The organism is Phenylobacterium sp. (assembly GCF_046291545.1).
Taxonomy (GTDB): Bacteria; Pseudomonadota; Alphaproteobacteria; order Caulobacterales; family Caulobacteraceae; genus Phenylobacterium.
The window spans coordinates 1,081,249-1,103,228 of record NZ_JBKBSM010000001.1 but is presented as its reverse complement, the minus strand read 5'-3'; the positions used below and the strand labels follow the sequence as shown (position 1 = coordinate 1,103,228).

Here is a 21,980-nt window from a genome sequence, read left to right as displayed (position 1 = left end):
TGTCGCTCAAGAAGGATTCGCCGCCGCCAGGGTTCTGACAGAGAGTCCGCCCGGCTTGGCGCTGGACCAGGCTGACTTCACGGGGGCAGGCGAGAATGGACGCCTACGTCCAGACGCTCACGCCGTTGAACGCCATGATCGGAGCGGCGGCGCAGCTTGCGTTCCCAAGCCTCGCGATCGGACTGGCCAGCTACCTGGCGGTGCTCGAGGTGCTCTGGGTCGCCAGCCGCAACGAGACCTTCCGCGCCCTCTACGGCTTCTGGTCACGGATCTTCGCCGTCTGCCTGCTGCTCAGCGTCGTCGCCACCCTGACGATCGGCCATGCGGTGGGCTGGAGCTGGTCGGGGCCGCAACTGCTGGCGGCCATCGTGGCCATCGGCTGCCTCGCCTGGGCGATGCTCGCCGGGCATGGCCGGATCGGCGCGCCCTCCCACGTGCTGGTCAGCATCACCATGGCCGTACTGCTGATGACCGCCACGGTCTGGATCGTCACGCTCCAGCACGAAGCGCCGTCCGCAGGCGGGTCCGTCGCTGAAACCCTCGCCAGCTTCGTGCTGGGCGCCTTCCTGGCGACTTCGCTGCTCGTGGCGGCGGTCTCGGCCGCGCGGCTGCTGCGTCGGCCCGACGAGGCGGCCAGCGCCATCGCCCTGCGCATGTCGGTCGGCATGGTCGCCATCTGCGCGCCCCTGCGACTGGCCGTGGGCGGCCACGCCTGGAGCCTGCCGGCGCCGGCCGGGGTCGGCCCCTCCCCGCTGGAGGCGGTGCTTGGCGCCGCCGTCGTCTCGCTGGCGCTGTGGGCGGCCTGGCTGGTCCGCCGCCGGGGCGGGCCGGAGCGTTCGCGACCCTTTCTGCACGTGAGCCTGGCCATGGGAGCGACCGGCATGGCCGCGCTCATGGCCGGGTGGATGGCCAGCCGGCTCGGGTCCGCCGCCTCGCCATCGCCGGTCGTCGGCTCGCTGGCGGTGCTCGGCCTGTGGGCGGCCTACATCCTCGTCTTCGGCGCCGGCGGCTATCTGATCGTGCGCCTCGCCGCCCGCCCCTTCGACGAGCCGACCGACGCCCCTGGCCAAGGCTGAGAGCCCTCGCGCCCGGCGTAAAATCGTCTAGAAGCGCGCCATGGTCCCCGCCTGCCGCCTCTATCTCATCACGCCCTCCCAGATCGACGATCTGGCCGCCTTTGGCCACGTGCTCGGCCACGCCCTCGACGCAGGCGACGTCGCCGCCCTGCAGATCCGGCTGAAGGACGCGCCGAACGAGGTGATCGCCGCGGCGGTCGACGTGCTGGCCCCCATCGCCCACGCCCGCGGGGTGGCGGTGATCCTTAACGACCGGCCCGACCTGGCGGCGCGCCTGGATTGCGACGGCGTGCATGTGGGCCAGCAGGATGCTCCCTATGCCGAGGCCCGCCGCCTGATGGGCAAGGACAGGATGGTGGGCGTCACCTGCCATGACAGCCGCCACCTGGCGATGGAAGCCGCCGAGGCCGGCGCGGACTACGTCGCCTTCGGGGCCTTCTACCCGACCACCACCAAGGACGCGCCCACGCGCGCCGATCCGGAGATCCTCTCCATCTGGCAGGAGACGATGGAGGTCCCCTGCGTCGCCATCGGCGGGATCACGGCGGCCAACGCGCGCCCGCTGGTGGCCGCCGGCGCCGACTTCCTGGCCGTGTCGGCCGGCGTCTGGAGCCATGGCGAGGGCCCAGCGGCGGCCGTCAAGGCGCTCAACGAGGAAATCGCCAAGGGCCTGGCCGACCGGCAGGCCGCCGCCGCCTCCTGACGCTCGCCTTGCCTTGAGCCGGCGCGGCCACTAGGTTCCGCGCCCTCCACTCCGCCCGAAAGCCGGCCCAGACGTGTCCACCCAATCCGCCCTCCTGAAGGTGATGTCCGATGCGGCCCGCAAGGCTGCGCGGGGGCTGAACCGAGATTTCGGCGAGCTTACCGAGCTGCAGGTCTCCAAGAAGGGCGCCGCCGACTTCGTCTCGGCCGCCGACCTGCGGGCCGAACAGGTGCTGTTCGAGGCCCTCGGCAAGGCCCGCCCCGGCTACGGCTTCCTGGGCGAGGAGCGCGGCCTGGTGGAGGGAACTGACAAGACCCACACCTGGATCGTCGATCCGCTGGACGGCACGACCAACTTCCTGCACGCGATCCCCCATTTCGCGGTGAACATCGCCCTGCAGCGCGAGGGCGCGATCGTCGCGGCCGTCACCTACAACCCCATCACCAACGAGCTGTTCTGGGCCGAAAAGGGCAAGGGCTGCTTCGTCAACGACAAGCGCCTGCGGGTGGCCGCCCGCCAGCGGCTGGACGAGGCGGTGCTGGCCACCGGCATCCCCTTCCTCGGCCACGGCCAGCACGCCCGGTTCCTGAAGGAACTGCACCAGATGACCCAGCGGGTCGCCGGGGTGCGCCGCTTCGGCTCGGCGGCCCTCGACCTGGCCTTCGTGGCGGCCGGCCGCTTCGACGGCTACTGGGAGCGCGACCTGAGCCCCTGGGACCTCGCGGCGGGCATGCTGCTGGTGAGCGAGGCCGGCGGCAAGGTCACGGACGCCGACGGGGGCGAGGACGTGCTGGCGAAGGGCACGGTCTGCGCCGCCAACCTCGACCTTCATCCCTTGATGCTGGAGCGCCTGCGGGCCGCCGCCTGATCCAGCCCGGCGCTTGACGAAACCGTCGCACGGCGGCGCTAGATCGGCGCCATGACGCTCAGCCGACGCACCTTCGCCCAAGCCGCCCTGGGGACCGCCATCACCGCGGCCTTGCCCTTCGCCCCCGCCGCCCGCGCCCACGAAGGTCGCCATCCATTGGTGATCGCCCACCGCGGCGCCAGCGGCGAGCGGCCCGAGCACACCCTCATGGGCTATCGCCTGGCGATCGAGGAGGGCTGCGACTTCATCGAGCCGGATCTGGTGGTCACCAAGGATGGCGAGCTGGTGGTGCGCCACGAGAACGAGATCTCCGGCACCACCGACGTGGCCTCCCGCCCCGAGTTCGCCGGGCGCAGGACCAGCAAGACCGTGGACGGCGAGGCCATCGAAGGGTGGTTCGCCGAGGACTTCACCCTGGCCGAACTGAAGACCCTGCGCGCCCGCGAGCGCCTGCCCGAGCTGCGGCCTCAGAGCGCGGCCTTCGACGGGCGCGAGGCGATCCCGACCTTCCAGGAGGTGATCGACCTGGCCAAGGCCGAAAGCCGGCGCGTGGGCCGCACCATCGGCGTGTATCCCGAAATGAAGCATCCGACCTTCCTGGCGATGGCGGGGCTGCCGATCGAGGGGCGGCTCGCCGACGCCCTGCGCCGGAACGGCGTCGACTCGCCGCGCGCGCCGGTGATCGTCCAGTGCTTCGAAGTGGCGCCCCTGAAGACCTTCGCGACCCTGTCCAGCGTCACGCGCGTGCAGCTGGTCGCGGCCGAGAGCGGCCCTGCGGATCGCGCCGGAACCCTCTACGCCGACATGATCACGCCCGACGGCCTGAAGGAGATCGCGACCTACGCGCACGGTCTCGGCCCGGACTGGTCGCTGGTCCTGCCGCGCACGCCCGACGGCGGCCTCGGCGCGCCGACCTCCCTTGTCGCCGACGCCCACGCCGCGGGCCTGGCCGTCCATCCCTGGACCGTGAGGGCGGAGAACCAGTTCCTGCCGCCCAGGCTGCGCCGCGGCGAAGGGCCCGCCGAGCACGGCGACGTGGAGGCGGTGTTCAGGGCGCTGTACGCGGCCGGCGTCGACGGCGTGTTCAGCGACTTCCCCGCCCTGGCGGTGAAGGCCCGCGGCTGACCCGCGCCTAGGCGGCTTCGCCGAACTGCAGGGCGGCGAGCCGGGCATAGAGCCCGCCCTGGGCGACGAGCTGGGCGTGCCCCCCCTGCTCGACCACCCGCCCCTCGTCCATGACCACGATGCGGTCGGCCTTGAGCACCGTCGCCAGCCTGTGGGCGATCACGATGGTCGTCCGCCCGCGCATCGCCTCGTCCAGGGCGGACTGGACGAGTTGCTCGTTCTCGGCGTCCAGGGCGCTGGTGGCCTCGTCCAGCAGGAGGATCGGCGCCTGGCGCACCAGGGCGCGGGCGATGGCCAAGCGCTGGCGCTGACCGCCGGAGAGCGCGCGCGCCCGCTCGCCCACCGGCGTGTCGTAGCCCTCGGGCAAGGCCGTGATGAAGCCCTCCGCCTGGGCCGCGCGCGCGGCGGCGGCGATCGCGTCGGCGCTCGCGCCGTCGGCGCCGAAGCCGATGTTCTCCCGCGCCGATCCGGAAAACAGCGGCGAGTCCTGGGCGACGAGCGCCATGCGCGCACGCACCGCGGCCGGATCGGCCTGGCGCACGTCCACGCCATCGAGGAACACGGCGCCGGACTGAGGATCGTAGAAGCGCAGCAGAAGCCGCAGCACCGTGCTCTTGCCAGCCCCCGAAGGCCCGACCAGGGCGACCCGCTCGCCGGGAGCGACGCTGAGTGAAAAGCCCCTCAGCGCCGGCAGATCGTCCCGGCCGGGATAGGCGAAGACGACGTTCTTGAACTCCAGGGCCCCACTGGCCGGTTCGGGGAGGGCGCGGGGCCGTTCGGGCGCGGCGATCCCCGGCCGCGCGTCCAGCAGCTCGCCGATCCGCTCCATGGCTCCGGCGGCCTTCTGCAACTCCCCCCAGGTCTCGCCCAGGGCCCCGACGGAGCCGGCGGCGAGCACCGCCAGGAAGGCGAACTGGAAGAGCGCGCCCCAGCTCACCTCGCCGCGGAGGCCCGCATGGACACCGAGCCAGAAGATCGCCACCACGCCCCCGAACACAAGGCCGATGACCATGGCCGTCATGACCGCCCGCGCCGTCATGCGCCGCAGCGAGGTGCGGAACGACGCCTCCACCGCCGCGCCGAAGCGCGCCGCCGCCGACTGTTCGCGGCCGAACGCCTGGACGGTCTCGAGGGCGTCGAGGGTTTCGCCGGCATGGCCGACGGCCGCGGCGAACTGATCCTGGGTGGAGGCGGTCAGGCGACGAACGCGCCGGCCGAAGAGGAAGAGCGGCGCCAACACGAAGGGGAAGGTCAGAAGCACCAGCCCGGTCAGCTTTGGGCTCACCCAGATCAGCAGGGCGAGGGCGCCGACAAGCGTCAGGAGGTTGCGCAGGGCGACCGAGATCGAGGTCGCCATCAGGCTCTCCACGATCTGCACGTCGGTCGTCAGCCGCGAGAGCACCTCGCCGGTGCGTGTCTGCAGAAAGTAGGCCGGATCCAGCGTCAGGATGTGGGCGTAGACAGCCTTGCGCAGGTCGGCGACGATCCGCTCGCCGAGCTTGGTGACGAAGAAGTAGCGCAACGCCGATGAGGCGGCGAGCGCAAGAGCCACGGCGGTGATCAGCAGGAACCAGCGGTCGATCGAGGCGACGTCGCCCGCGCCCGCCCGCAGCTTGGTGAGGTTGTCGACCAGCAGGCGCAGGGCGCCTGACATCCCCAGGGTCGCCCCCGTGGCGGTCAGCAGGAACACCCCCGCCAGGGCCGCGTCGCCCTTGTGCCGGCCGACGAACGGGACGAGGCGCGAAAGAGACCTGACATTGCGGCTGCGGGGGCGACGGGTCGCCGCCTCTCCGATCGACTGAACCAGCGCCGCGCCGGCGCTCGGCCGCCCGTCGACGGGGCCTGCGGCCGATGTGTCACTCATCTACTGCGCGTCCTTGCCTTGGACCCGGCTTTTCCTGTATAGGCGCGGGCTTCCTGCGGAGCCGCTCGACAGCGGCCCCCGCATTTCTGGCTGATCCTTTACGTCGGTTGCCCGCGCGATGAAACAAGACACCCATCCGGACTATCACTTCATCACCGTGGTGATGACGGACGGCACGACCTACCAGACCCGGTCGACCTACGGGAAGGAAGGCGCGACGCTGAACCTGGACATCGACCCGAAGACGCACCCGGCGTGGACCGGCGGCCAGCAGACCCTGCTCGACCGCGGCGGTCGCGTGTCGCGCTTCAACGCCAAGTTCGGCGCCTTCACCCGCAAGTAAAGCCAAGCGGGCCGAACGCCCGCCTGCGCCGATCTGGAGCCGGCCGCGGCGACGCGGGCCGGCTTTCTTGCGTTGGTCCTGGCGCAACGAAAAACGCCCCCCGCTGGGCGAGGGGCGTTTTCCGGTGTTTCGTGGGTGGCGGGCGCTCAGCCGCCAAAGGCGCTGCGCAGACGGTCGAACTGCGAGAGCACCGGGTTGGGCGCCTCTTCCTCGGCCTCCTCGACGTACATCCGCCGGTCCAGGTGGCGGACCCGCTCATAGAGCCGCTCCGAGCGGTCGAGCAGCAGCAGCAGGCTCGGCGGCAGGTCCTCGGCCGTTTCGGCCGGACGACGGCAGATGTCTTCCGCGGCGAGGCGGTACCGGTCTTCGCAGGCCGCTTCGGGGGCCATGTCCCCTTCGCGCACGGCCCGCTGCACGAGCAGCCAGGAGGCCACCTGCATCAGGCGGGTGGTCAGGCGCATGCTCTCGGCCGCGTAGGCCAGGGCGGCGTTCCGCGACAGCAGCTTGGATTCCTGGCGGCCCGCCCCGTCCAGATAGCCGGCGGTTTCTTCCACCAGGTCCATGCCTTCCTGGAACGTCCGGTCAAAAAGTTCCGACCGGGCGAAGTCCTGGATCACATCCGCACGCCAGGGCTTGGCCGACGCATTGATATCGCTCATTTGGCTTCCTTCAGCCCCTTGTCCAGCATTCGGCGGATGCTCCATCCGTCCGAAAGGCCTCGATCTGCAACGGTTGTGCCACACTGCGCGCGGCGATCCAGCGCAGGCCTTCCCATTCCGGGCGCCCGCTCATTCCGGCTTCCTGCCAAACAGGGCGTCGGCGGCCGCGCGACCGGCCTGCTTGCGGCCGATCTCCGCCCGGCTGCGGGCGATCTCGGCCTCCAGGACGATGATCCGCGCCTCCAGTTCCTCGACGCTGAACAGCTCCAGATCCTCGCGCACCGCCTCCTGCAGGCGCTGGCCGCGCCCGACCCGGGCATCCGCCGGCTCGTCCATCGTGGCGAACTCCCCCTTGCCGCCCCCACACCGGGCGTTATCCAAGCCGCATCGCGCCCGCCGCGCAAGATCAGGGAGGCCACACCCATGGACCAATCGACCGCGACCATGACCGCCGTGGAGGTGGAGGGCGGCAAGGGCCCCGCCTCGGCCCTTCGCGCCGCCGCCGCCCCGCGCCCGCAGCCGGGCCCCGGACAGATCCTGATCCGGGTGAAGGCCGCCGGCGTGAACCGTCCGGACATCGTCCAGCGCCTGGGCTTCTATCCGCCGCCGCCCGGCGCGCCGGCCACACTGGGCCTGGAAGTCGCAGGCGAGGTGGTGGAAGGCGGCGGCCGGTGGAAGCCCGGCGACCGGGTCTGCGCCCTGCTCGGCGGCGGCGGCTACGCCGAATACGCGGTCTGCGACGCGCGCCACGCCCTTCCGATACCCGAGGGGGTGGACCTGGCCGAGGCCGCCGGACTGCCCGAGACGGTCTTCACGGTCTACGCCAACGTGTTCGAGCACGGGGGCCTGAAAGCGGGCGAGACCCTCATGCTGCACGGGGCCACCAGCGGCATCGGCGTCACCGCGATCCAGATGGCCAAGGCGGCTGGCGCGCGGGTGATCGCCACCGCCCGCGGGGCCGGAAAGGCCGAGGCCGCGCGCAAGCTGGGCGCGGACGTCGCCATCGACGCGACGCTCGACGACTTCGCCGAGATCGCCAAGGCCCAGGGCGGGTGCGACGTCATCCTGGACATGGTCGGCGGCGACTATTTCGCGCGCAACCTGGACTCCCTGAAGACCGGCGGCCGGCTGGTGCACATCGCCGCTCAGGCCGGGGCGGAGGTCAGCCTGAACATCATGCGGCTGATGATGAAGCGGGTGATCGTGACCGGCTCGACGCTTCGCCCGCGCGACGCCGACGAGAAGGCGCGCCTGGCCGCGGAGGTCGAGCGCGTGGTCTGGCCCTGGATCGCGGCCGGCAAGGTGCGCCAGAGAGTGGACAAGACCTTCCCCCTGGCCGAGGCGGCCAAGGCCCACGCCTACCTCGAGGAGGGCGCCCACGTGGGCAAGGTGGTGCTGACGGTCGGCTGAACGCCGCCGGGCCAAGGCGCGCTCAGTCGGCCAGGCCCTCGGCCTGGGCCGCCTCGAAGGCGGCGCGGCGCTCCTCCATGAGGCGTTGGCGCTCGGCCCTCATCTCCGGGTCCCACGCCTGCCGCGGGCCGGTGAACATGCCGCCGTCCACCAGCATGTGCACGCCGGTGACGAACGCCGACTCGTCCGAGGCGAAGAAGAGGGCCGCGCTGGCGATGTCGGCCGGCTGGCCGGCCCGGGCGATGGGCTGCGCGTCCGGCGCGGTCTGGGCCATCGACGCCTTGACCATGTCGGCCATGCCCGGCGGGATCATGTCGGCCGGCGTGAAGATGTTGGTCAGGATCAGCCCCGGACAGATGGCGTTCACCCGGATGCCGTCGCGGCCAAGTTCGGCCGCCGCGAGCCGGGTCAGGTGGATCACCGCGGCCTTGGCGGTGGAATAGGCGATCGGCCCTGCGCCGGCCTGCATGCCGGCGATCGAGGCGGTGTTGATGATCGATCCGCCGCCGCGACGCTTCAGGTGCGGGATGGCGTAGCGCATGCCCAGGGCGACGGAGCGCAGCAACAGCGCCTGGGTGCGGTCCCAGGCCTCGCCGGTCATCTCCGCCAGGGTTTCCCGGGCCCCGCCGGCGCCGGCGTTGTTGAAGACGACGTCCAGGCCGCCGAACCGCTCGGCGGCCGCGTCCATCAGTCCCGCCAGATCGGCTTCCTCGGTCACGTCGCAGCGGCGGAAGGCGACGGCGCCGTCGAACCGCTCCGCTAGCCGGCCGCCGGCCGCCTCGTCGACGTCGCCCACCAGCACTTTGGCCCCCTCGGCGGCGAAGCGCTCCACGGTTCCAAGGCCGATGCCCGAACATCCGCCCGTGATCACCGCAACCTTGCCCTGCAGCCGTCCCGCCATGGCCTCGTCCCCCTTCGCTGTCGTCGCGCTTCTGGCGAGGCGAAGGGTGCGCTGCGCGCCTCGCGGAGGCAAACCGAAATCCTTTCCCGCCATACCGAAGTTTCGGTTCGGGGACTTTTGTGTCAGTCCGGCAAGATCAAAACCGTTGACCTGAGGGGGCGCCTCGCACACGCTTTCGGCGACGCGGGTGGAGAAGCGCGCCCCTGGCCGCTTCGTCGTCGACGCCGCAAGAACAACGACCGCGCTCTGCGTGTGGGGAGGAAACGAGTGGTGCCCAGCCTGGCCACGCCGGGATCGCGAGGCGCTTTGGCATGAGCGCCCAGCCGTCCGACGCCCCTCCGCTCAGCCGTTCGGTCAAGGTGTTCTATGGGCTTGGCGCGATGGCCAACGCCATCAAGCAGCGCGGCCTGTCGACCTTCCTGATGATCTTCTACAATCAGGTCGTAGGCCTGCCGCCGGACAAGGTGGCGGCGGTGCTGATGATCGCCCTGATCTTCGACGCCCTTGTCGATCCGCTGATCGGGCAGATCTCGGACAATTTCCGCTCCCCCTGGGGACGGCGCCACCCGTTCATGATCGCCGCGGCCCTGCCCGTATCGGTGGCCTTCTTCCTCCTGTGGAACCCGCCGCAGGGGTGGAGCGAGAACGCGCTCTTCATCTACATGATCGCCTGCGTGCTCACGATCCGGCTGTTCGACACCTTCTTCGAACTGCCCCACCAGGCGCTCGCCCCGGAGCTCGCGCAGGACTATCATCAGCGCACCAGCCTGATCTCCATGCGCATGCTGTTCGCCGTCGTCGGCGGCCTGGGCATGACGCTGATGGCCTACCAGGTGTTCCTCAAGGAGAACCCTGACGGCACCGGCGGCGTGCTCGCCAGGGACGGATACTTCTCCTACTCGCTGGCCGCGGGCCTGCTGATCTTCGCGGTCATCCTGATTTCCTCCTTCGGCACCAGCAGCCGGATCCCCTATCTGCGCGAGGCGCCGCTGCGGAAGATCACCGCCCGCGCCATGGCCCGCGAGGTCGGCCAGACGCTGAAGAACCGCGGCTTCATCGTCACCGCCGTGACCGGCATGCTGATCGCCATCGCCACCGGCTCCAAGAACGGGCTGGAGCTCTATTTCGGCATCTATTTCTGGGAGCTGACCCAGGGACAGCTCGCCCTCTTGACCACCGTCAGCGTCGTCGGCAGCGCCATCGGCGTGATCATCGCCCCGCAGGTGGCGCGCATGCTGGGCAAGAAGACCGGGGCGATCCTGATGTTCACCGCCGCCCTGGCGATCGGGGTGGCGCCCATCACCCTGCGGCTGATGGAACTGCTGCCGCCCAACGGGACCCAGGCGCTGCTGATCATCCTGCTTGCCGAGCAGTTCCTGAACACGGCGATGGCCGCCGGCATGGTGGTTCTGCTTCTGTCCATGGTCGCCGACGTGGTCGAGGACGCCGAGGTCAAGACCGGCCGCCGCTCCGAGGGCCTGCTGCTGTCGGCCGACAACCTCTTCAAGAAGATGGTCTCAGGGGTCGGCGTCTTCATCGCCGGCGCGATCCTCAAGGCCGTGCATTTCCCGACGAACGCGGAGCGCGGCGCCGTCGACCCGGAAATCCTGCGCAACCTGGCCCTCACCTACCTGCCGATGGCGGCGATCCTCTACGGCGCGGCGATCCTGACGATCTTCGCCTTCAACATCGATCGGGCCAAGCACGAGGAGAACCTGCGCATCCTCGCCGCCCGCCGCGCCCAAGACGCCGCCTCGGACGGCGCGCAGGCGCCGGCTGCAGCGCCCGCGACCGGCGGCCTCGCGCCCGCCGGCCCCTCGGCGATCTAGCCTCCATGTCCCCGCCCCGGCTCATGCCGTCCGCACGCGTACCGAGATTTCGAACCTGCCGGAGTGTTCGCGGATGACCGCAGCGACCCAAGCCCAGGAACCCAGGCTCGGCCTCCCCACGATGCTGAGCTACGGCGTGGGCTCGGTCGCCTTCGGCATCTCCAGCCAGGCGCTCTCCGCCGCCGTGCTGCAGCTCTACTTCAATCAGGTGATCGGCCTGCCGGCGGTCTGGGTCGGGGCGGCGATCATGGCCTCGCTCGTCGTCGATGCTGTGCTGGATCCGCTGATCGGCCGCTGGTCCGACCACTTCCGCTCCCGCTGGGGCCGCCGCCACCCCTTCATGTACGCGTCGGCCGGACCGATCGCCTTCGCCTTCTTCTTCCTGTGGAACCCGCCGCACGCCCTTTCGACGCCGGGCCAGTTCGCGTTCATGATCAGCATGCTGGTGCTGGTCCGCCTTTCGGTCTCGCTCTACGAGATCCCGTCGACCGCCCTGGCCCCCGAGCTCGCCCCGGACTACGACAAGCGCACCACGCTGCTGGCCTTCCGCTACTTCTTCGGGATCATCGGCGGGGCGACGATCACCTTCCTGCTCTACCAGGTGTTCCTGCGGCAGGACGCCGCCAACCCCCTGGGCGTCCTCAACCCGGAGGGCTACGCCCGCTTCGGCGCCTTTGCGGCGGTGGTGATGTTCGTCTGCGTCCTCGCCTCGACCGCGGCCACCCACGGGCGCATCCGCCACCTGCACCAGGCGCCGGCCCGGGACATGACCCTGCGCCAGGCGATCGCGGAGGTGGCGGCCAACTTCTCCAACCGCTCGCTCCTGGTGCTGATGCTGTCCGGTCTTGTCGGCGGGGTGTCCCTCGGCCTGACGAGCGGGCTTTCCACCTACTTCTACATCCACCTGTGGGGCCTGCAGTCGCAGCAGGTGTCCTACATCATCGCTGGCGGCCTGATCGCCTCGCTCCTGGGCGTCACCCTCGCCCCGCTCGTCTCACGGCTGATGGGCAAGAAGCGGGCGATGCTGACGCTGTTCTCGGTCTCGCTCGTGGCCCTGCTCACGCCCCTCAGCCTGCGCTTGCTGGACCTCATGCCGCCTAACGGCTCGGCCCTGCTCCTGGGCATCCTGGTCGGCGACTATGTGGTCACCACCACCCTGGGCCTGATGGGCTTCATCATCGTCACCTCGATGGTGGCCGACGTGGTGGAGGACAACGCCGTGCGCACGGGCCAGCGCTCCGAGGGCCTGCTGTTCGCCGCCAACTCCTTCCTCGGCAAGTGCACCACCGGGGTCGGCGCCTTCATGGCCGGGGCGCTGCTCAGCCTGGTGGATTTCCCGTCTCACGCCCTGCCCGGCAGCGTCAGCTTCGAGACCATGCGCAGCCTCGCCCTCGCTTATCTGCCGACCGTGGCCGTCCTGTCGGGCCTGTCGATCGCCGTGCTGGCGTTCTATCGGATCGACCGGGCGACCCATGAGCGCAACCTGGAGCGCCTGCGGGAGGCCGCGGCCCTGGCCGAACAGGCTGAGCATGAAGTGGACGCAGGGCTCGAGGCGCGCGCCGACGGCTGAGCCTAGCGCTCGAAGACGCCCATCATCATCGGCCTGGCGAACACGGCTGGCGCGCCCTTCTGGCTGAGGTCGGGCACCCAGAAGCGCAGCTCGGCCGCGGCGTTCAGGGTGGCGTTCAGCATCTGCGCGGCGATGGACGGGTCGACCGGTCGGATCGAGCCCTCGGCGATGCCGTCCGAGATCATCGAGGCGAAGCGGTCCGAGACCCGGTTCGAATGCTGCACCATCTCCTCGCGGATCGCCTCGGGCAGGGCCGTGAGCGCCGAGGTGCGCAGCAGCGGGCCGTGCTCGGACAACTGGTGCTCGGTCAGGGCCGCCGCCGCCGTGGTCAGGCGCGACCACTGGCTGCCCGCCTGGGCCATCGACAGGCGCTGGATCCGCCGCATCACCTCGAAGGTGCGCTCGAAACAGGCGACCACCAGTTCGTCCTTGGTCTCGTGGTGGTGGTAGAACGAGCCCTTGGTGACGTTGAGCTCGGCCGAGATCAGCTCCACCGAGGCGCCGCGATACCCTCGCCGGTTGATCAGGCGCGTCGCGGCCAGGAGAAAGGTCTCGCGCAGCGCCTCCTGCCCCTCGGCGGCGCCCACCGGCGGCAGGGCGTTCGGCGCCCAGACCTCGCCGTCGGCGGCCAGGCCGTGGAGCAGGATGTCGAACATCCGCTCTCGGATGCGGCCGTAGTCCTCGGGATCGTATTTCGGCAGCCAGGCGGCCGCCCAGAACAGTTGCTCCAGCAGCATGTGCGTGCGGGCCGTGGCGCGCCCGCGGGAGAGCCAGGACAGCTCCCCGCTCTCGAACAGCCGGCGCACCTTGCGGAATACGGCCATGAACGCCTCGAACACCTCGGTGCGCTGCGGATCGTTCAGCGCGCGGATGTCCGACAGCACGGGGAGTTCGGCCGCCTCGCCGGTCGCCGCCAGGCGCAGGCGCTTCAGATAGAGCTCCAGCAGCCGATAGAGCCGGGCCTCCGGCGTCGGCTCGGCCAGGGCCTGGTCCGCGGCCTGCTCGATCCATTCCACGCCGCGCATCAGGCAGGCGGCCGCCAGGTCATCCTTGCGCCGGAAATAGTAGGTCACGCTGGTGGTCGACAGCCCCACGGCCGAGGCCGCCACGGCCAGCGTCAGCCCCTTCACTCCATGATGGTTCAGGACGGCCGTCGCCGAATCGAGAATGGCCTCGCGCTTTCGCTCGAAACGCGCCGTGGATCTGACGGCGGTGCTGTCGTCGGCCATGAAGTCGTGGCGCTCCGCGGCGCAGGCCCTCTGTGCGCCGAACCGCCTGTCTATCCCACCGGCGCGCCTTTGGGAAACGCGCCTCAGCCGGAGGCGAACGGATAGGGCGTGATCGACTTGGTGAAGTCGTCGACCATCAAGGTGCGGTTGATCGGCTCCGCCGCCCGTTGCGGGCACGCCGGACGTTCGCAGATCCGGCAGGCCGGGCCGATGGCCGTCACCGCCGGGTCGCGCAGGTCGATGCCGCGGGAATAAACCAGCCTCTCGGCGAACTTCAGCTCGCAACCCAGGCCGATCGCCAGTTCCGAGTCGTCGCCCGCGTAGGGCGTGGCGATGCGCGAGACCGTGCGCGAGACGGTGAAATAGCGCTGGCCGTCCGGCGTCTCGACGATCTGGGTGACGATCCGGCCCGGGGTGCGGAAGCTGGAATGGATGTTCCAGCGCGGGCAGGTGCCGCCGAACCGCGAGAACGGGAAGTTGGCCCCCGCATAGCGCTTGGAGATGTTGCCGGCGGAATCCAGGCGCAGCATGAAGAAGGGCACCCCCCGCGCCCCCGGGCGGGACAAGGTGGTCAGCCGATGGCAGGCCTGTTCGTAGCTGACCCCGAAGCGGGCCCGTATCAGCTCGATGTCATAGGCCGTCCGCTCGGCGGCCTCGTGGAAGGCGGCGTAGGGCATCATCAGGGCCGCGGCCAGGTAGTTGGCCAGCGAGACCTTCACCAGGTTGCGGGTGGGCCGGTCGGGAGGGCCGGCGCGGTCGGCCAGAACGTCGAGCAGCGATCCGTGCTCCAGCACGGCGAGCTGGTAGGCCAGCGAAAAGGACCGTCCCGCGCCCGTCAGCACCTCCGAAAGGAACAGCCGCCGGCGGTGGTGGTCGAAGCGGCGGACGGACTCCGGAAGCACGTCCATCGGGACGACGCGGACCTGGATGCCGTGGCGCGTGGCGAGCCGCTCGCGGGCGGCGGCCGCAAACCCCTGGGGTTCGGGCGCCATGTCCTGCAGCATTTCCTCGGCCACGTCCTCGAGTTCGGGGAAATGGTTCTTCTGCGCCTGGATGTAGTCGCGCACCCAGTCCGAGGGCGTCACAACCGAGGCGGCGGGCGAGCCGCCCTCTTCCGGGCGGCCGATGGCGCCCAGGTCGGTCAGCCGGCGCTGGTCGAGATAGGCGCGGTAGAGGCGCACGATGGCCTCCGAGACGATCGGCGCGCTTTCCGCCACCTCCGCCAGTTCATGGCGGGCGATGCCCAGGTCGCGGAACATCTGGTCGGAGAAGACCTCAGTCAGCCCGGTGGCGCCGGTGGATTCCGGATCTCCCGCCAGGCTCTTGAGGTCCAGGTCGTAGGCTTCGGCGAGCCGCAGCAGCACCTGGGCCGTCACGGGACGCTGATTGCGTTCCAGAAGGTTCAGGTAGCTGGGCGAAACCCCCAGGTCCTCGGCCATGCGCGTCTGGGTCAGGCCCAGGTCGCGGCGCAGGCGCTTCAGGCGAGCGCCCAGGAAGAGTTTGCGGTCGGTGGGGGCGACGGCCATGCCTGTGTGTTTGTCACATCTTTACATACATTACAAGGTCGCGCTGTGACAGAGACGCCCTTTTGCAACGCACCACGGGTTTACCCCCAGGCGCCACAAGCGTTATGGGGCGCCACCGCTTGTAAAAGCCCTCATTTTTGGGAGAGGCCGATGTCCTACCAAGACCACATCATCGAGATGGGCCAGCTCATCAAGTCCAAGAACGGAACCTGGGACGGCATCAGCCCCGAGGCCGTGGCCCGCATGCGTCTGCAGAACCGGTTCAAGACCGGCCTGGAGATCGCCAAGTACACCGCCGACATCATGCGCAAGGACATGGCGGCCTACGACGCCGACCCCTCGCAGTACACCCAGTCGCTGGGCTGCTGGCACGGCTTCGTCGCCCAGCAGAAGCTGATCTCCATCAAGAAGCACTTCGGTTCGACGAAGCGCCGCTACATCTACCTGTCCGGCTGGATGGTCGCGGCCCTGCGCTCCGAGTTCGGCCCGCTGCCGGACCAGTCGATGCACGAGAAGACCACCGTGCCGGCCCTGATCGAAGAGATCTACACCTTCCTGAAGCAAGCCGACGCCCGCGAGCTCGGCCTGCTGTTCCGTGACCTCGACGCCGCCCGCAAGGCCGGCGACAACGCCAAGGAACAGGCCCTGCTGGAAGAGATCGACAACTTCGAAACCCACGTCGTTCCGATCATCGCCGACATCGACGCCGGCTTCGGCAACGCCGAGGCGACCTACCTGCTGGCCAAGAAGATGATCGAGGCCGGCGCCTGCGCCATCCAGATCGAAAACCAGGTCTCCGACGAGAAGCAGTGCGGCCACCAGGACGGCAAGGTCACCGTCCCGCACGAGGACTTCATCCAGAAGCTCCGCGCCGTGCGCTACGCCTTCCTCGAGATGGGCGTGGACAACGGCATCATCGTCGCCCGCACCGACAGCCTCGGCGCCGGCCTGACCAAGCAGATCGCCGTCAGCCATGAGCCGGGCGACCTGGGCGACCGGTACAACAGCTTCCTGGACTGCGAAGAGATCACCCCCGAGAACGCCCGGAACGGCGACGTGGTGATCAACCGCAACGGCAAGCTGCTGCGCCCGAAGCGCCTGCCCTCCAACCTGTTCCAGTTCCGCGAAGGCACCGGCGTGGACCGCGTGGTCCTCGACTGCATCACCTCGCTGCAGAACGGCGCGGACCTCCTGTGGATCGAGACCGAGAAGCCGCACGTCGAGCAGATCGCCGAGATGGTCGACCGCATCCGCGAAGTGCGTCCGGAAGCCAAGCTGGCGTACAACAACTCGCCGTCGTTCAACTGGACGCTCAACTTCCGCCAGCAGGTGTTCGACGCCTGGTCCAAGGAAGGCAAGGACGTCTCGGCCTACGATCGCGCCAAGCTGATGAGCGTGGACTACGACAGCACCCCGCTGGCGGCTGAAGCCGACGAGAAGATCCGCACGTTCCAGGCCGATGCGGCCAAGCGCGCCGGCATCTTCCACCACCTGATCACCCTGCCGACCTACCACACCGCGGCCCTGTCCACCGACAACCTGGCCAAGGAGTACTTCGGCGCGCAGGGCATGCTGGGCTACGTCCAAGGCGTCCAGCGCCAGGAGATCCGCCAAGGCATCGCCTGCGTGAAGCACCAGAACATGTCCGGCTCGGACATCGGCGACGACCACAAGGAGTACTTCGCCGGTGAAGCGGCCCTGAAGGCGGGCGGCGTCCACAACACCATGAACCAGTTCGCCTGAGGCGACGGTTCGACCGACGACCGGCGCGCCCGGGGCCACCGCCCCGGACCGCCACCTTCCGATAGAAGCTCGAAGATCCGGCTTTTCGGCCGGGGAGGCGAATGGACCATGACCAAGCAACGCTACTGGGTCGTTGGCGGCGAGTACGCCAACATGGAGTTCACCACCCTCAAGAACGGCGCCCCGCAGGTGATCGGCCCGTTCGAGTCGCGCGACGAGGCGACCGCCGCCTGGAAACGCATCTCGCACGAGACCAAGAGCTGCGCGACCGCGCGTTTCGCCATCGCTTCCGAGCAACTCGTACTGCCGGCCTGATCCCGGGCCAGCCTTCGCGTACAAAGAGCCCGCCCTTGGAAGCCCCCAGGGGCGGGCTTGTTCGTTATTCTCCTGACTGGAGTCAGCCATGACCGTCGACACCGCCGCCCGGCCGATCGAAATCAAAGCCCCCGTGGAGGGCCGCGCCGCCGAGGTGCTGACCCCTGAAGCGCTGGCCTTCCTGGGCGAACTGCACCGCCGCTTCAACGGCCGCCGCCTGGAGCTGCTGGCCGCCCGCGCCGAACGCCAGAAGCGCTACGACGCCGGCGAAAAGCCCGACTTCCTGGCTGAGACCGCCGCGGTCCGCGCCGGCGACTGGAAGGTCGCGCCGATCCCCGCCGACCTGCAGGATCGCCGTGTGGAGATCACCGGCCCGGTCGACCGCAAGATGATCATCAACGCGCTGAACTCGGGCGCGCGCGTGTTCATGGCCGACTTCGAGGACGCCTCCTCCCCGACCTGGGAGAACATGATCGAGGGCCAGGTGAACCTGAAGGACCGCTGGGCCGGAAACCTCGGCTTCACCGATCCCAACACCGGCAAGAGCTACGCCCTGAAGGACAAGGTCGCGACCCTGATCGTGCGTCCCCGCGGCTGGCACCTGCCGGAGGCCCACGCCCAGGTGGACGGCCAGGAGATGTCGGGCGGCCTGTTCGACTTCGGCCTCTATTTCTTCCACTGCGCCAAGACGGCGCTTGCCGCCGGCTCCGGCCCCTACTTCTACCTGCCCAAGATGGAGAGCCATCTGGAAGCGCGCCTGTGGAACGACGTCTTCGTCTACGCCCAGGAGACCCTCGGCGTGCCGGTCGGCACGATCAAGGCCACCGTGCTGATCGAGACCCTGCCCGCCGCTTTCGAGATGGACGAGATCCTCTACGAGCTTCGCGACCACATGGCGGGCCTGAACTGCGGCCGCTGGGACTACATCTTCTCGTTCATCAAGCGCCTGAAGGCCCAGCCCGACGCCCTCACCCCGGACCGCGCGGTCATGGGCATGGGCTCGGCGTTCCTGGCCGCCTATTCGCTGAAGCTGATCCAGACCTGCCACCGCCGCGGCGCCTTCGCCATGGGGGGCATGGCGGCGCAGATCCCGGTGAAGGGCGACGAGGCCGCCAACCAGGCCGCCTTCGCCAAGGTGCGCGCGGACAAGGAGCGTGAGGCCAACAACGGCCACGACGGCACCTGGGTGGCCCACCCCGACCTCGTGCCGGTGGCCATGGAGGTGTTCGACCGCGTGATGCCCACGCCGAACCAGCTGGGCAAGCTGCGCGAGGACGTGACCGTCACCCGCGAGGACCTTCTGAAGGTCCACGAGGGCGAGCGCACCGAACACGGCCTGCGCGAGAACATCCGCGTCGGCGTCCAGTACATCGAGGCCTGGCTGCGCGGCCGCGGCGCGGTTCCGCTCTACAACCTCATGGAAGACGCCGCGACCGCCGAGATCAGCCGCGCGCAGATCTGGCAGTGGATCCGCCACGGCGCCAAGCTGAACGACGGCCGGGCGGTGACCCCCGAGCTGTTCAAGAGCCTGCTCGACGAGGAGATGGCGGCGCTGCGCCAGACCCTGCCGGGCGGCGCGTTCGAGACCGGCCGCTTCGCCGAAGCGATCCAGATCTTCACCGACATGAGCCTGTCGGACGGCTTCGAGGAGTTCCTCACCCTGCCGGCCTACCGGGCCCTCTGACCCCGACTCCTCCCCCCGCGTCGCGGGGGGAGGAGCGCCCGGGCGCTCAGCCGATCCCGACGCTGGCCAGGGCCACGCCCCCGTCCACCGCGATCGTCTCGCCGACGACGTAGTCGCCCGCGCGGCTGGCCAGGTAGATCGCCGCGCAGGCCATGTCCTCGTCGCGGCCGATGCGACGCGAGGGGATGCGCTTGGCGATCTCGTCGCCATGGTCGCGGGCCACCCGGTTCATCTCAGAGGCGAAGGCGCCCGGCGCGATGCCGGTCACGTTGATCCGGTCGCGGATCAGCCGCGCGGCCATCCGGCGCGTCAGATAGATCAGCCCGGCTTTGGAGGCGTGATAGGAGTAGGTCTCCTGGGGATTGAGCCGGATCCCGTCGATCGAGGCGATGTTGATCACCTTGGAAGGCCGGTCGTCCTGCGCCGCCGCGGCCAGGGCCCCGTGCAGGGCCTGGGTCAGGAAGAAGGGCGACTTCAGGTTCAGGTTCATCACCTTGTCCCAGCCGCTCTCCGGGAACTCGTCGAAGTCTGCGCCCCAGGCGGCGCCGGCGTTGTTCACCAGGATGTCGAGCTTCGGCTCCAGGGCCGTCAGCCGCTCGGCCAGGGCCTTGCAGCCCTCCACCGTGGAGACGTCCTGCGGCAGCGAAATGCACTGGCCGCCGTCCTTCGACAGCTCAGCCGCCGTCTCGTCGCATGCCGCCGGCTTGCGCGAGGAGATGTAGACCTTGGCGCCCTGGGCGATGAAGCCGGCGGCGATCATCTTTCCGATGCCGCGCGAGCCGCCGGTAACGAGGGCGGTGCGGCCCTCCAGTGAGAAGAAGTCGAGCGCCATGTAAGCCTCCCTGGCGTGGTGATCCGTGGCGAAAATCGTGCGCAGGAAGGGCCGCCAGGCCCTACGCACATTTGACTCGCGCCGTCCGCCTGGGGCCTATAACACGCGTTTGAATTTCCGGATCGCCCCGCGAGAAGCGACCCGCCAAGGCATAACATCGAGGGACCGCCATAATGACCGCCATCAATGAAGTGACCGATCTTACGGTCGAGGGCGACGTCGCCGTCATCACGCTGAATTCGCCGCCGGTGAACGCCCTGTCGGCCAAGGTCCGCGAGGGCCTCTACGAGGGCTTCAAGGCCGCCGGCGCCGATCCCGCCGCCAAGGCCATCGTGCTGATCTGCGAGGGCCGCACCTTCATCGCCGGCGCGGACATCACCGAGTTCGGCGGCGCCTCCAAGGGCCCGGGCCTGCACGAGGTGCAGGACATGATGGAAGGCTCGCCCAAGCCGGTGGTCGCCGCGATCCACGGCACGGCGCTCGGCGGCGGCCTGGAGGTCGCGCTCTGCGCCCACTACCGCGTGGCCGTTCCCTCGGCCAAGGTCGGCCTGCCGGAAGTGAACCTCGGGCTGCTGCCGGGCGCGGGCGGCACCCAGCGCCTGCCGCGCATCGTCGGCGCCCAGAAGGCGCTGGAGATGATGACCTCGGGCCAGCACGTGCCGGCCAAGGCGGCCCTCGCCATGGGCCTGGTCGACGAGCTCGCGGAGGAAGGCAAGCTGCGCGAGGCCGCCATCGCCTTCGCCAAGAAGTGCGTGGCCGAGAACAAGCCGCTGGTGAAGGTGCGCGACAACGACTCCAAGGTCGCCGCCGACCGCGGCAAGCCCGAGATCTTCGAGAACTTCCGCAAGGCCAACGCGCGCAAGTTCCGCGGCTTCCTGGCGCCGGAATACAACATCCGCTGCATCGAGGCGGCGGTGAACCTGCCCTTCGAGGAAGGCCTGGCCGTCGAGCGCAAGCTGTTCATGGAGCTGATGACCGGCTCCCAGTCCGCCGCTCAGCGCTATTCCTTCTTCGCCGAACGCACCGCCCAAAAGATCCCGGACGTGCCGGATGACACCCCGTTGATCCCGATCAACAAGGTGGGGATCATCGGCGCCGGCACCATGGGCGGCGGCATCGCCATGAACTTCGCCAACGTCGGCATTCCGGTGGTGATCGTCGAGGTCAAGCAGGACGCCCTGGACCGCGGTCTTTCCGTGATCCGCAAGAACTACGAGCGGACGGCCTCGCGCGGCGGCATCACCGCCGAGCAGGTCGAAGAGCGCATGGGCCTGATCTCGGGCTCGCTGGAGATGGAAGCCCTGGCCGACGTCGACCTCGTCATCGAAGCGGTGTTCGAGCGTATGGACGTCAAGAAGGACATCTTCACCAAGCTCGACGCCATCTGCAAACCCGGCGCGATCCTGGCGACCAACACCTCGGGCCTGAACATCGACGAGATCGCCAGCGTCACGAAGCGGCCCGAGAGCGTGATCGGCCTGCACTTCTTCTCGCCGGCCAACGTGATGAAGCTGCTGGAGATCGTCCGCGCCGACCACACCTCCAAGGAGGTGATCGCCACCTCGATGAAGCTGGCCAAGAAGATCGGCAAGGTCGCGGTGCTCGTGGGCGTGTGCCCCGGCTTCGTCGGCAACCGCATCCTCGGCCAACGCCAGCGCGAAGCCCAAAAGCTGGTCATGGAAGGCGCCATGCCCTGGGACGTTGACCGCGTCCTCTACGACTTCGGCTTCCCCATGGGCCCCTTCGCCATGAGCGACCTGGCCGGGCTGGACATCGGCTGGGTGAAGGAAAAGTCCAAGGGCGAAACCATCCGCGACGTGCTGTGCGAAATGGACCGCCGCGGCCAGAAGACCGGCGCCGGCTACTACGACTACGACGAGAACCGCAACGCCAAGCCATCGCCGGTGACCGAAAAGATCATCAACGACTTCATCGTCAAGTCGGGCGCCAACCCGCGCAAGATCTCCGACGAGGAGATCCTGGAACGCTGCATCTATCCGATGATCAACGAGGGCGTGAAGATCCTCGAGGAAGGCAAGGCCATCCGCGCCTCCGACATCGACGTCGTCTGGCAGAACGGCTACGGCTGGCCCGTCTATCGCGGCGGCCCGATGTGGTACGGCGACCAGATCGGGCCGGCCAAGGTCCTGGAAAAGATGAAGGAATTCCAGGCCAAGATGGGCGACCAGTTCAAGCCCGCCGCCCTCCTCGAAAAGGTCGTGGCCGAAGGCAAGAAGTTCTCCGACCTCTGAGTTCGAAGACAGCCCGCCTGAACTCCGGGTTCAGGCGGGTTTCTTTTCCCT

The 21,980-nt window shown here is 69.3% G+C and carries 19 protein-coding genes; 12 read left to right on the top strand and 7 right to left on the bottom strand.

The genetic code is table 11. The annotated features are described in order from the left end of the window. Nucleotides 1–95: 95 nt before the first annotated feature. The 4 genes from ACK4YQ_RS05450 to ACK4YQ_RS05435 all read left to right on the top strand — a co-directional run bounded on the left by ACK4YQ_RS05450 (nucleotide 96) and on the right by ACK4YQ_RS05435 (nucleotide 3,772). Nucleotides 96–1,076, top strand: a complete 981-nt coding sequence (locus ACK4YQ_RS05450; RefSeq protein WP_409609065.1) for a cytochrome ubiquinol oxidase subunit I — start codon at nucleotides 96–98, stop codon at nucleotides 1,074–1,076. 40 nt (nucleotides 1,077–1,116) lie between these two features. Further along, entirely contained in the window at nucleotides 1,117–1,779 is a 663-nt protein-coding gene (gene thiE, locus ACK4YQ_RS05445) for a thiamine phosphate synthase (protein WP_409609063.1), read from the top strand. Nucleotides 1,780–1,852: 73 nt separating this feature from the next. Further along, nucleotides 1,853–2,647 carry an inositol monophosphatase family protein gene (locus ACK4YQ_RS05440; RefSeq protein ID WP_409609061.1) on the top strand — a complete coding sequence of 265 codons (795 nt, stop codon included), beginning with the start codon at nucleotides 1,853–1,855 and terminating at the stop codon, nucleotides 2,645–2,647. Between the two features lie 51 nt (nucleotides 2,648–2,698). Then, nucleotides 2,699–3,772 carry a glycerophosphodiester phosphodiesterase gene (locus tag ACK4YQ_RS05435; RefSeq protein ID WP_409609059.1) on the top strand — a complete coding sequence of 358 codons (1,074 nt, stop codon included), beginning with the start codon at nucleotides 2,699–2,701 and terminating at the stop codon, nucleotides 3,770–3,772. 7 nt (nucleotides 3,773–3,779) lie between these two features. Here ACK4YQ_RS05435 and ACK4YQ_RS05430 read toward each other — a convergent pair whose 3' ends face one another. Next, nucleotides 3,780–5,636 carry an ABC transporter transmembrane domain-containing protein gene (locus ACK4YQ_RS05430; protein WP_409609057.1) on the bottom strand — a complete coding sequence of 619 codons (1,857 nt, stop codon included), beginning with the start codon at nucleotides 5,634–5,636 and terminating at the stop codon, nucleotides 3,780–3,782. Between the two features lie 118 nt (nucleotides 5,637–5,754). On the opposite strand from ACK4YQ_RS05430, the gene rpmE reads away from it, so the two are divergent. Continuing rightward, nucleotides 5,755–5,979 carry a 50S ribosomal protein L31 gene (rpmE, locus tag ACK4YQ_RS05425; protein ID WP_409609055.1) on the top strand — a complete coding sequence of 75 codons (225 nt, stop codon included), beginning with the start codon at nucleotides 5,755–5,757 and terminating at the stop codon, nucleotides 5,977–5,979. Nucleotides 5,980–6,125: 146 nt separating this feature from the next. Here rpmE and ACK4YQ_RS05420 read toward each other — a convergent pair whose 3' ends face one another. Continuing rightward, the gene (locus ACK4YQ_RS05420; RefSeq protein ID WP_409609053.1) at nucleotides 6,126–6,638 is read right to left on the bottom strand and encodes a DUF1465 family protein; all 513 of its coding nucleotides are present in this window, start codon (nucleotides 6,636–6,638) and stop codon (nucleotides 6,126–6,128) included. Nucleotides 6,639–6,767: 129 nt separating this feature from the next. Continuing rightward, nucleotides 6,768–6,974, bottom strand: coding sequence for a DUF1192 domain-containing protein (locus ACK4YQ_RS05415; RefSeq protein ID WP_409609051.1), 207 nt, complete (start codon nucleotides 6,972–6,974; stop codon nucleotides 6,768–6,770). A gap of 87 nt (nucleotides 6,975–7,061) precedes the next feature. Here ACK4YQ_RS05415 and ACK4YQ_RS05410 point away from each other — a divergent pair, with 87 nt between their 5' ends. After that, nucleotides 7,062–8,048 (top strand): NAD(P)H-quinone oxidoreductase, encoded by a 987-nt coding sequence (locus tag ACK4YQ_RS05410; RefSeq protein ID WP_409609049.1) that lies wholly within the window; start codon nucleotides 7,062–7,064, stop codon nucleotides 8,046–8,048. Between the two features lie 22 nt (nucleotides 8,049–8,070). Here the strand turns inward: ACK4YQ_RS05410 and ACK4YQ_RS05405 are convergent, their stop codons facing one another. Then, a complete protein-coding gene (locus tag ACK4YQ_RS05405) occupies nucleotides 8,071–8,949 on the bottom strand; it encodes an SDR family NAD(P)-dependent oxidoreductase (protein ID WP_409609047.1) in 879 nt (292 codons plus the stop codon). Nucleotides 8,950–9,260: 311 nt separating this feature from the next. Here ACK4YQ_RS05405 and ACK4YQ_RS05400 point away from each other — a divergent pair, with 311 nt between their 5' ends. Continuing rightward, nucleotides 9,261–10,778, top strand: coding sequence for an MFS transporter (locus tag ACK4YQ_RS05400; RefSeq protein ID WP_409609045.1), 1,518 nt, complete (start codon nucleotides 9,261–9,263; stop codon nucleotides 10,776–10,778). A gap of 73 nt (nucleotides 10,779–10,851) precedes the next feature. Then, on the top strand, nucleotides 10,852–12,348 hold the full coding sequence (locus ACK4YQ_RS05395) for an MFS transporter (protein ID WP_409609043.1): 1,497 nt from the start codon (nucleotides 10,852–10,854) through the stop codon (nucleotides 12,346–12,348). Between the two features lie 2 nt (nucleotides 12,349–12,350). On the opposite strand, the gene ACK4YQ_RS05390 is transcribed toward ACK4YQ_RS05395, so the two are convergent. Then, nucleotides 12,351–13,577 (bottom strand): TetR/AcrR family transcriptional regulator, encoded by a 1,227-nt coding sequence (locus tag ACK4YQ_RS05390; RefSeq protein WP_409609041.1) that lies wholly within the window; start codon nucleotides 13,575–13,577, stop codon nucleotides 12,351–12,353. 83 nt (nucleotides 13,578–13,660) lie between these two features. Then, the gene (locus ACK4YQ_RS05385; RefSeq protein WP_409609039.1) at nucleotides 13,661–15,103 is read right to left on the bottom strand and encodes a short-chain fatty acyl-CoA regulator family protein; all 1,443 of its coding nucleotides are present in this window, start codon (nucleotides 15,101–15,103) and stop codon (nucleotides 13,661–13,663) included. A 150-nt stretch (nucleotides 15,104–15,253) separates the two neighbouring features. Here ACK4YQ_RS05385 and ACK4YQ_RS05380 point away from each other — a divergent pair, with 150 nt between their 5' ends. From ACK4YQ_RS05380 to aceB, 3 genes are all read left to right on the top strand, one after another. After that, a complete protein-coding gene (locus ACK4YQ_RS05380) occupies nucleotides 15,254–16,846 on the top strand; it encodes an isocitrate lyase (protein ID WP_409609037.1) in 1,593 nt (530 codons plus the stop codon). 108 nt (nucleotides 16,847–16,954) lie between these two features. Further along, on the top strand, nucleotides 16,955–17,161 hold the full coding sequence (locus ACK4YQ_RS05375; RefSeq protein ID WP_409609035.1) for a DUF4170 domain-containing protein: 207 nt from the start codon (nucleotides 16,955–16,957) through the stop codon (nucleotides 17,159–17,161). A gap of 88 nt (nucleotides 17,162–17,249) precedes the next feature. Further along, nucleotides 17,250–18,845, top strand: a complete 1,596-nt coding sequence (gene aceB / locus ACK4YQ_RS05370) for a malate synthase A (RefSeq protein WP_409609033.1) — start codon at nucleotides 17,250–17,252, stop codon at nucleotides 18,843–18,845. A 46-nt stretch (nucleotides 18,846–18,891) separates the two neighbouring features. Here aceB and ACK4YQ_RS05365 read toward each other — a convergent pair whose 3' ends face one another. Beyond that, complete coding sequence (locus ACK4YQ_RS05365) at nucleotides 18,892–19,677, bottom strand: SDR family oxidoreductase (RefSeq protein ID WP_409609031.1); 786 nt, start codon at nucleotides 19,675–19,677, stop codon at nucleotides 18,892–18,894. Between the two features lie 173 nt (nucleotides 19,678–19,850). Between ACK4YQ_RS05365 and ACK4YQ_RS05360 the strand changes: the two genes are divergently transcribed. Further along, the gene (locus ACK4YQ_RS05360; protein WP_409609029.1) at nucleotides 19,851–21,929 is read left to right on the top strand and encodes a 3-hydroxyacyl-CoA dehydrogenase NAD-binding domain-containing protein; all 2,079 of its coding nucleotides are present in this window, start codon (nucleotides 19,851–19,853) and stop codon (nucleotides 21,927–21,929) included. Nucleotides 21,930–21,980: the final 51 nt, after the last annotated feature.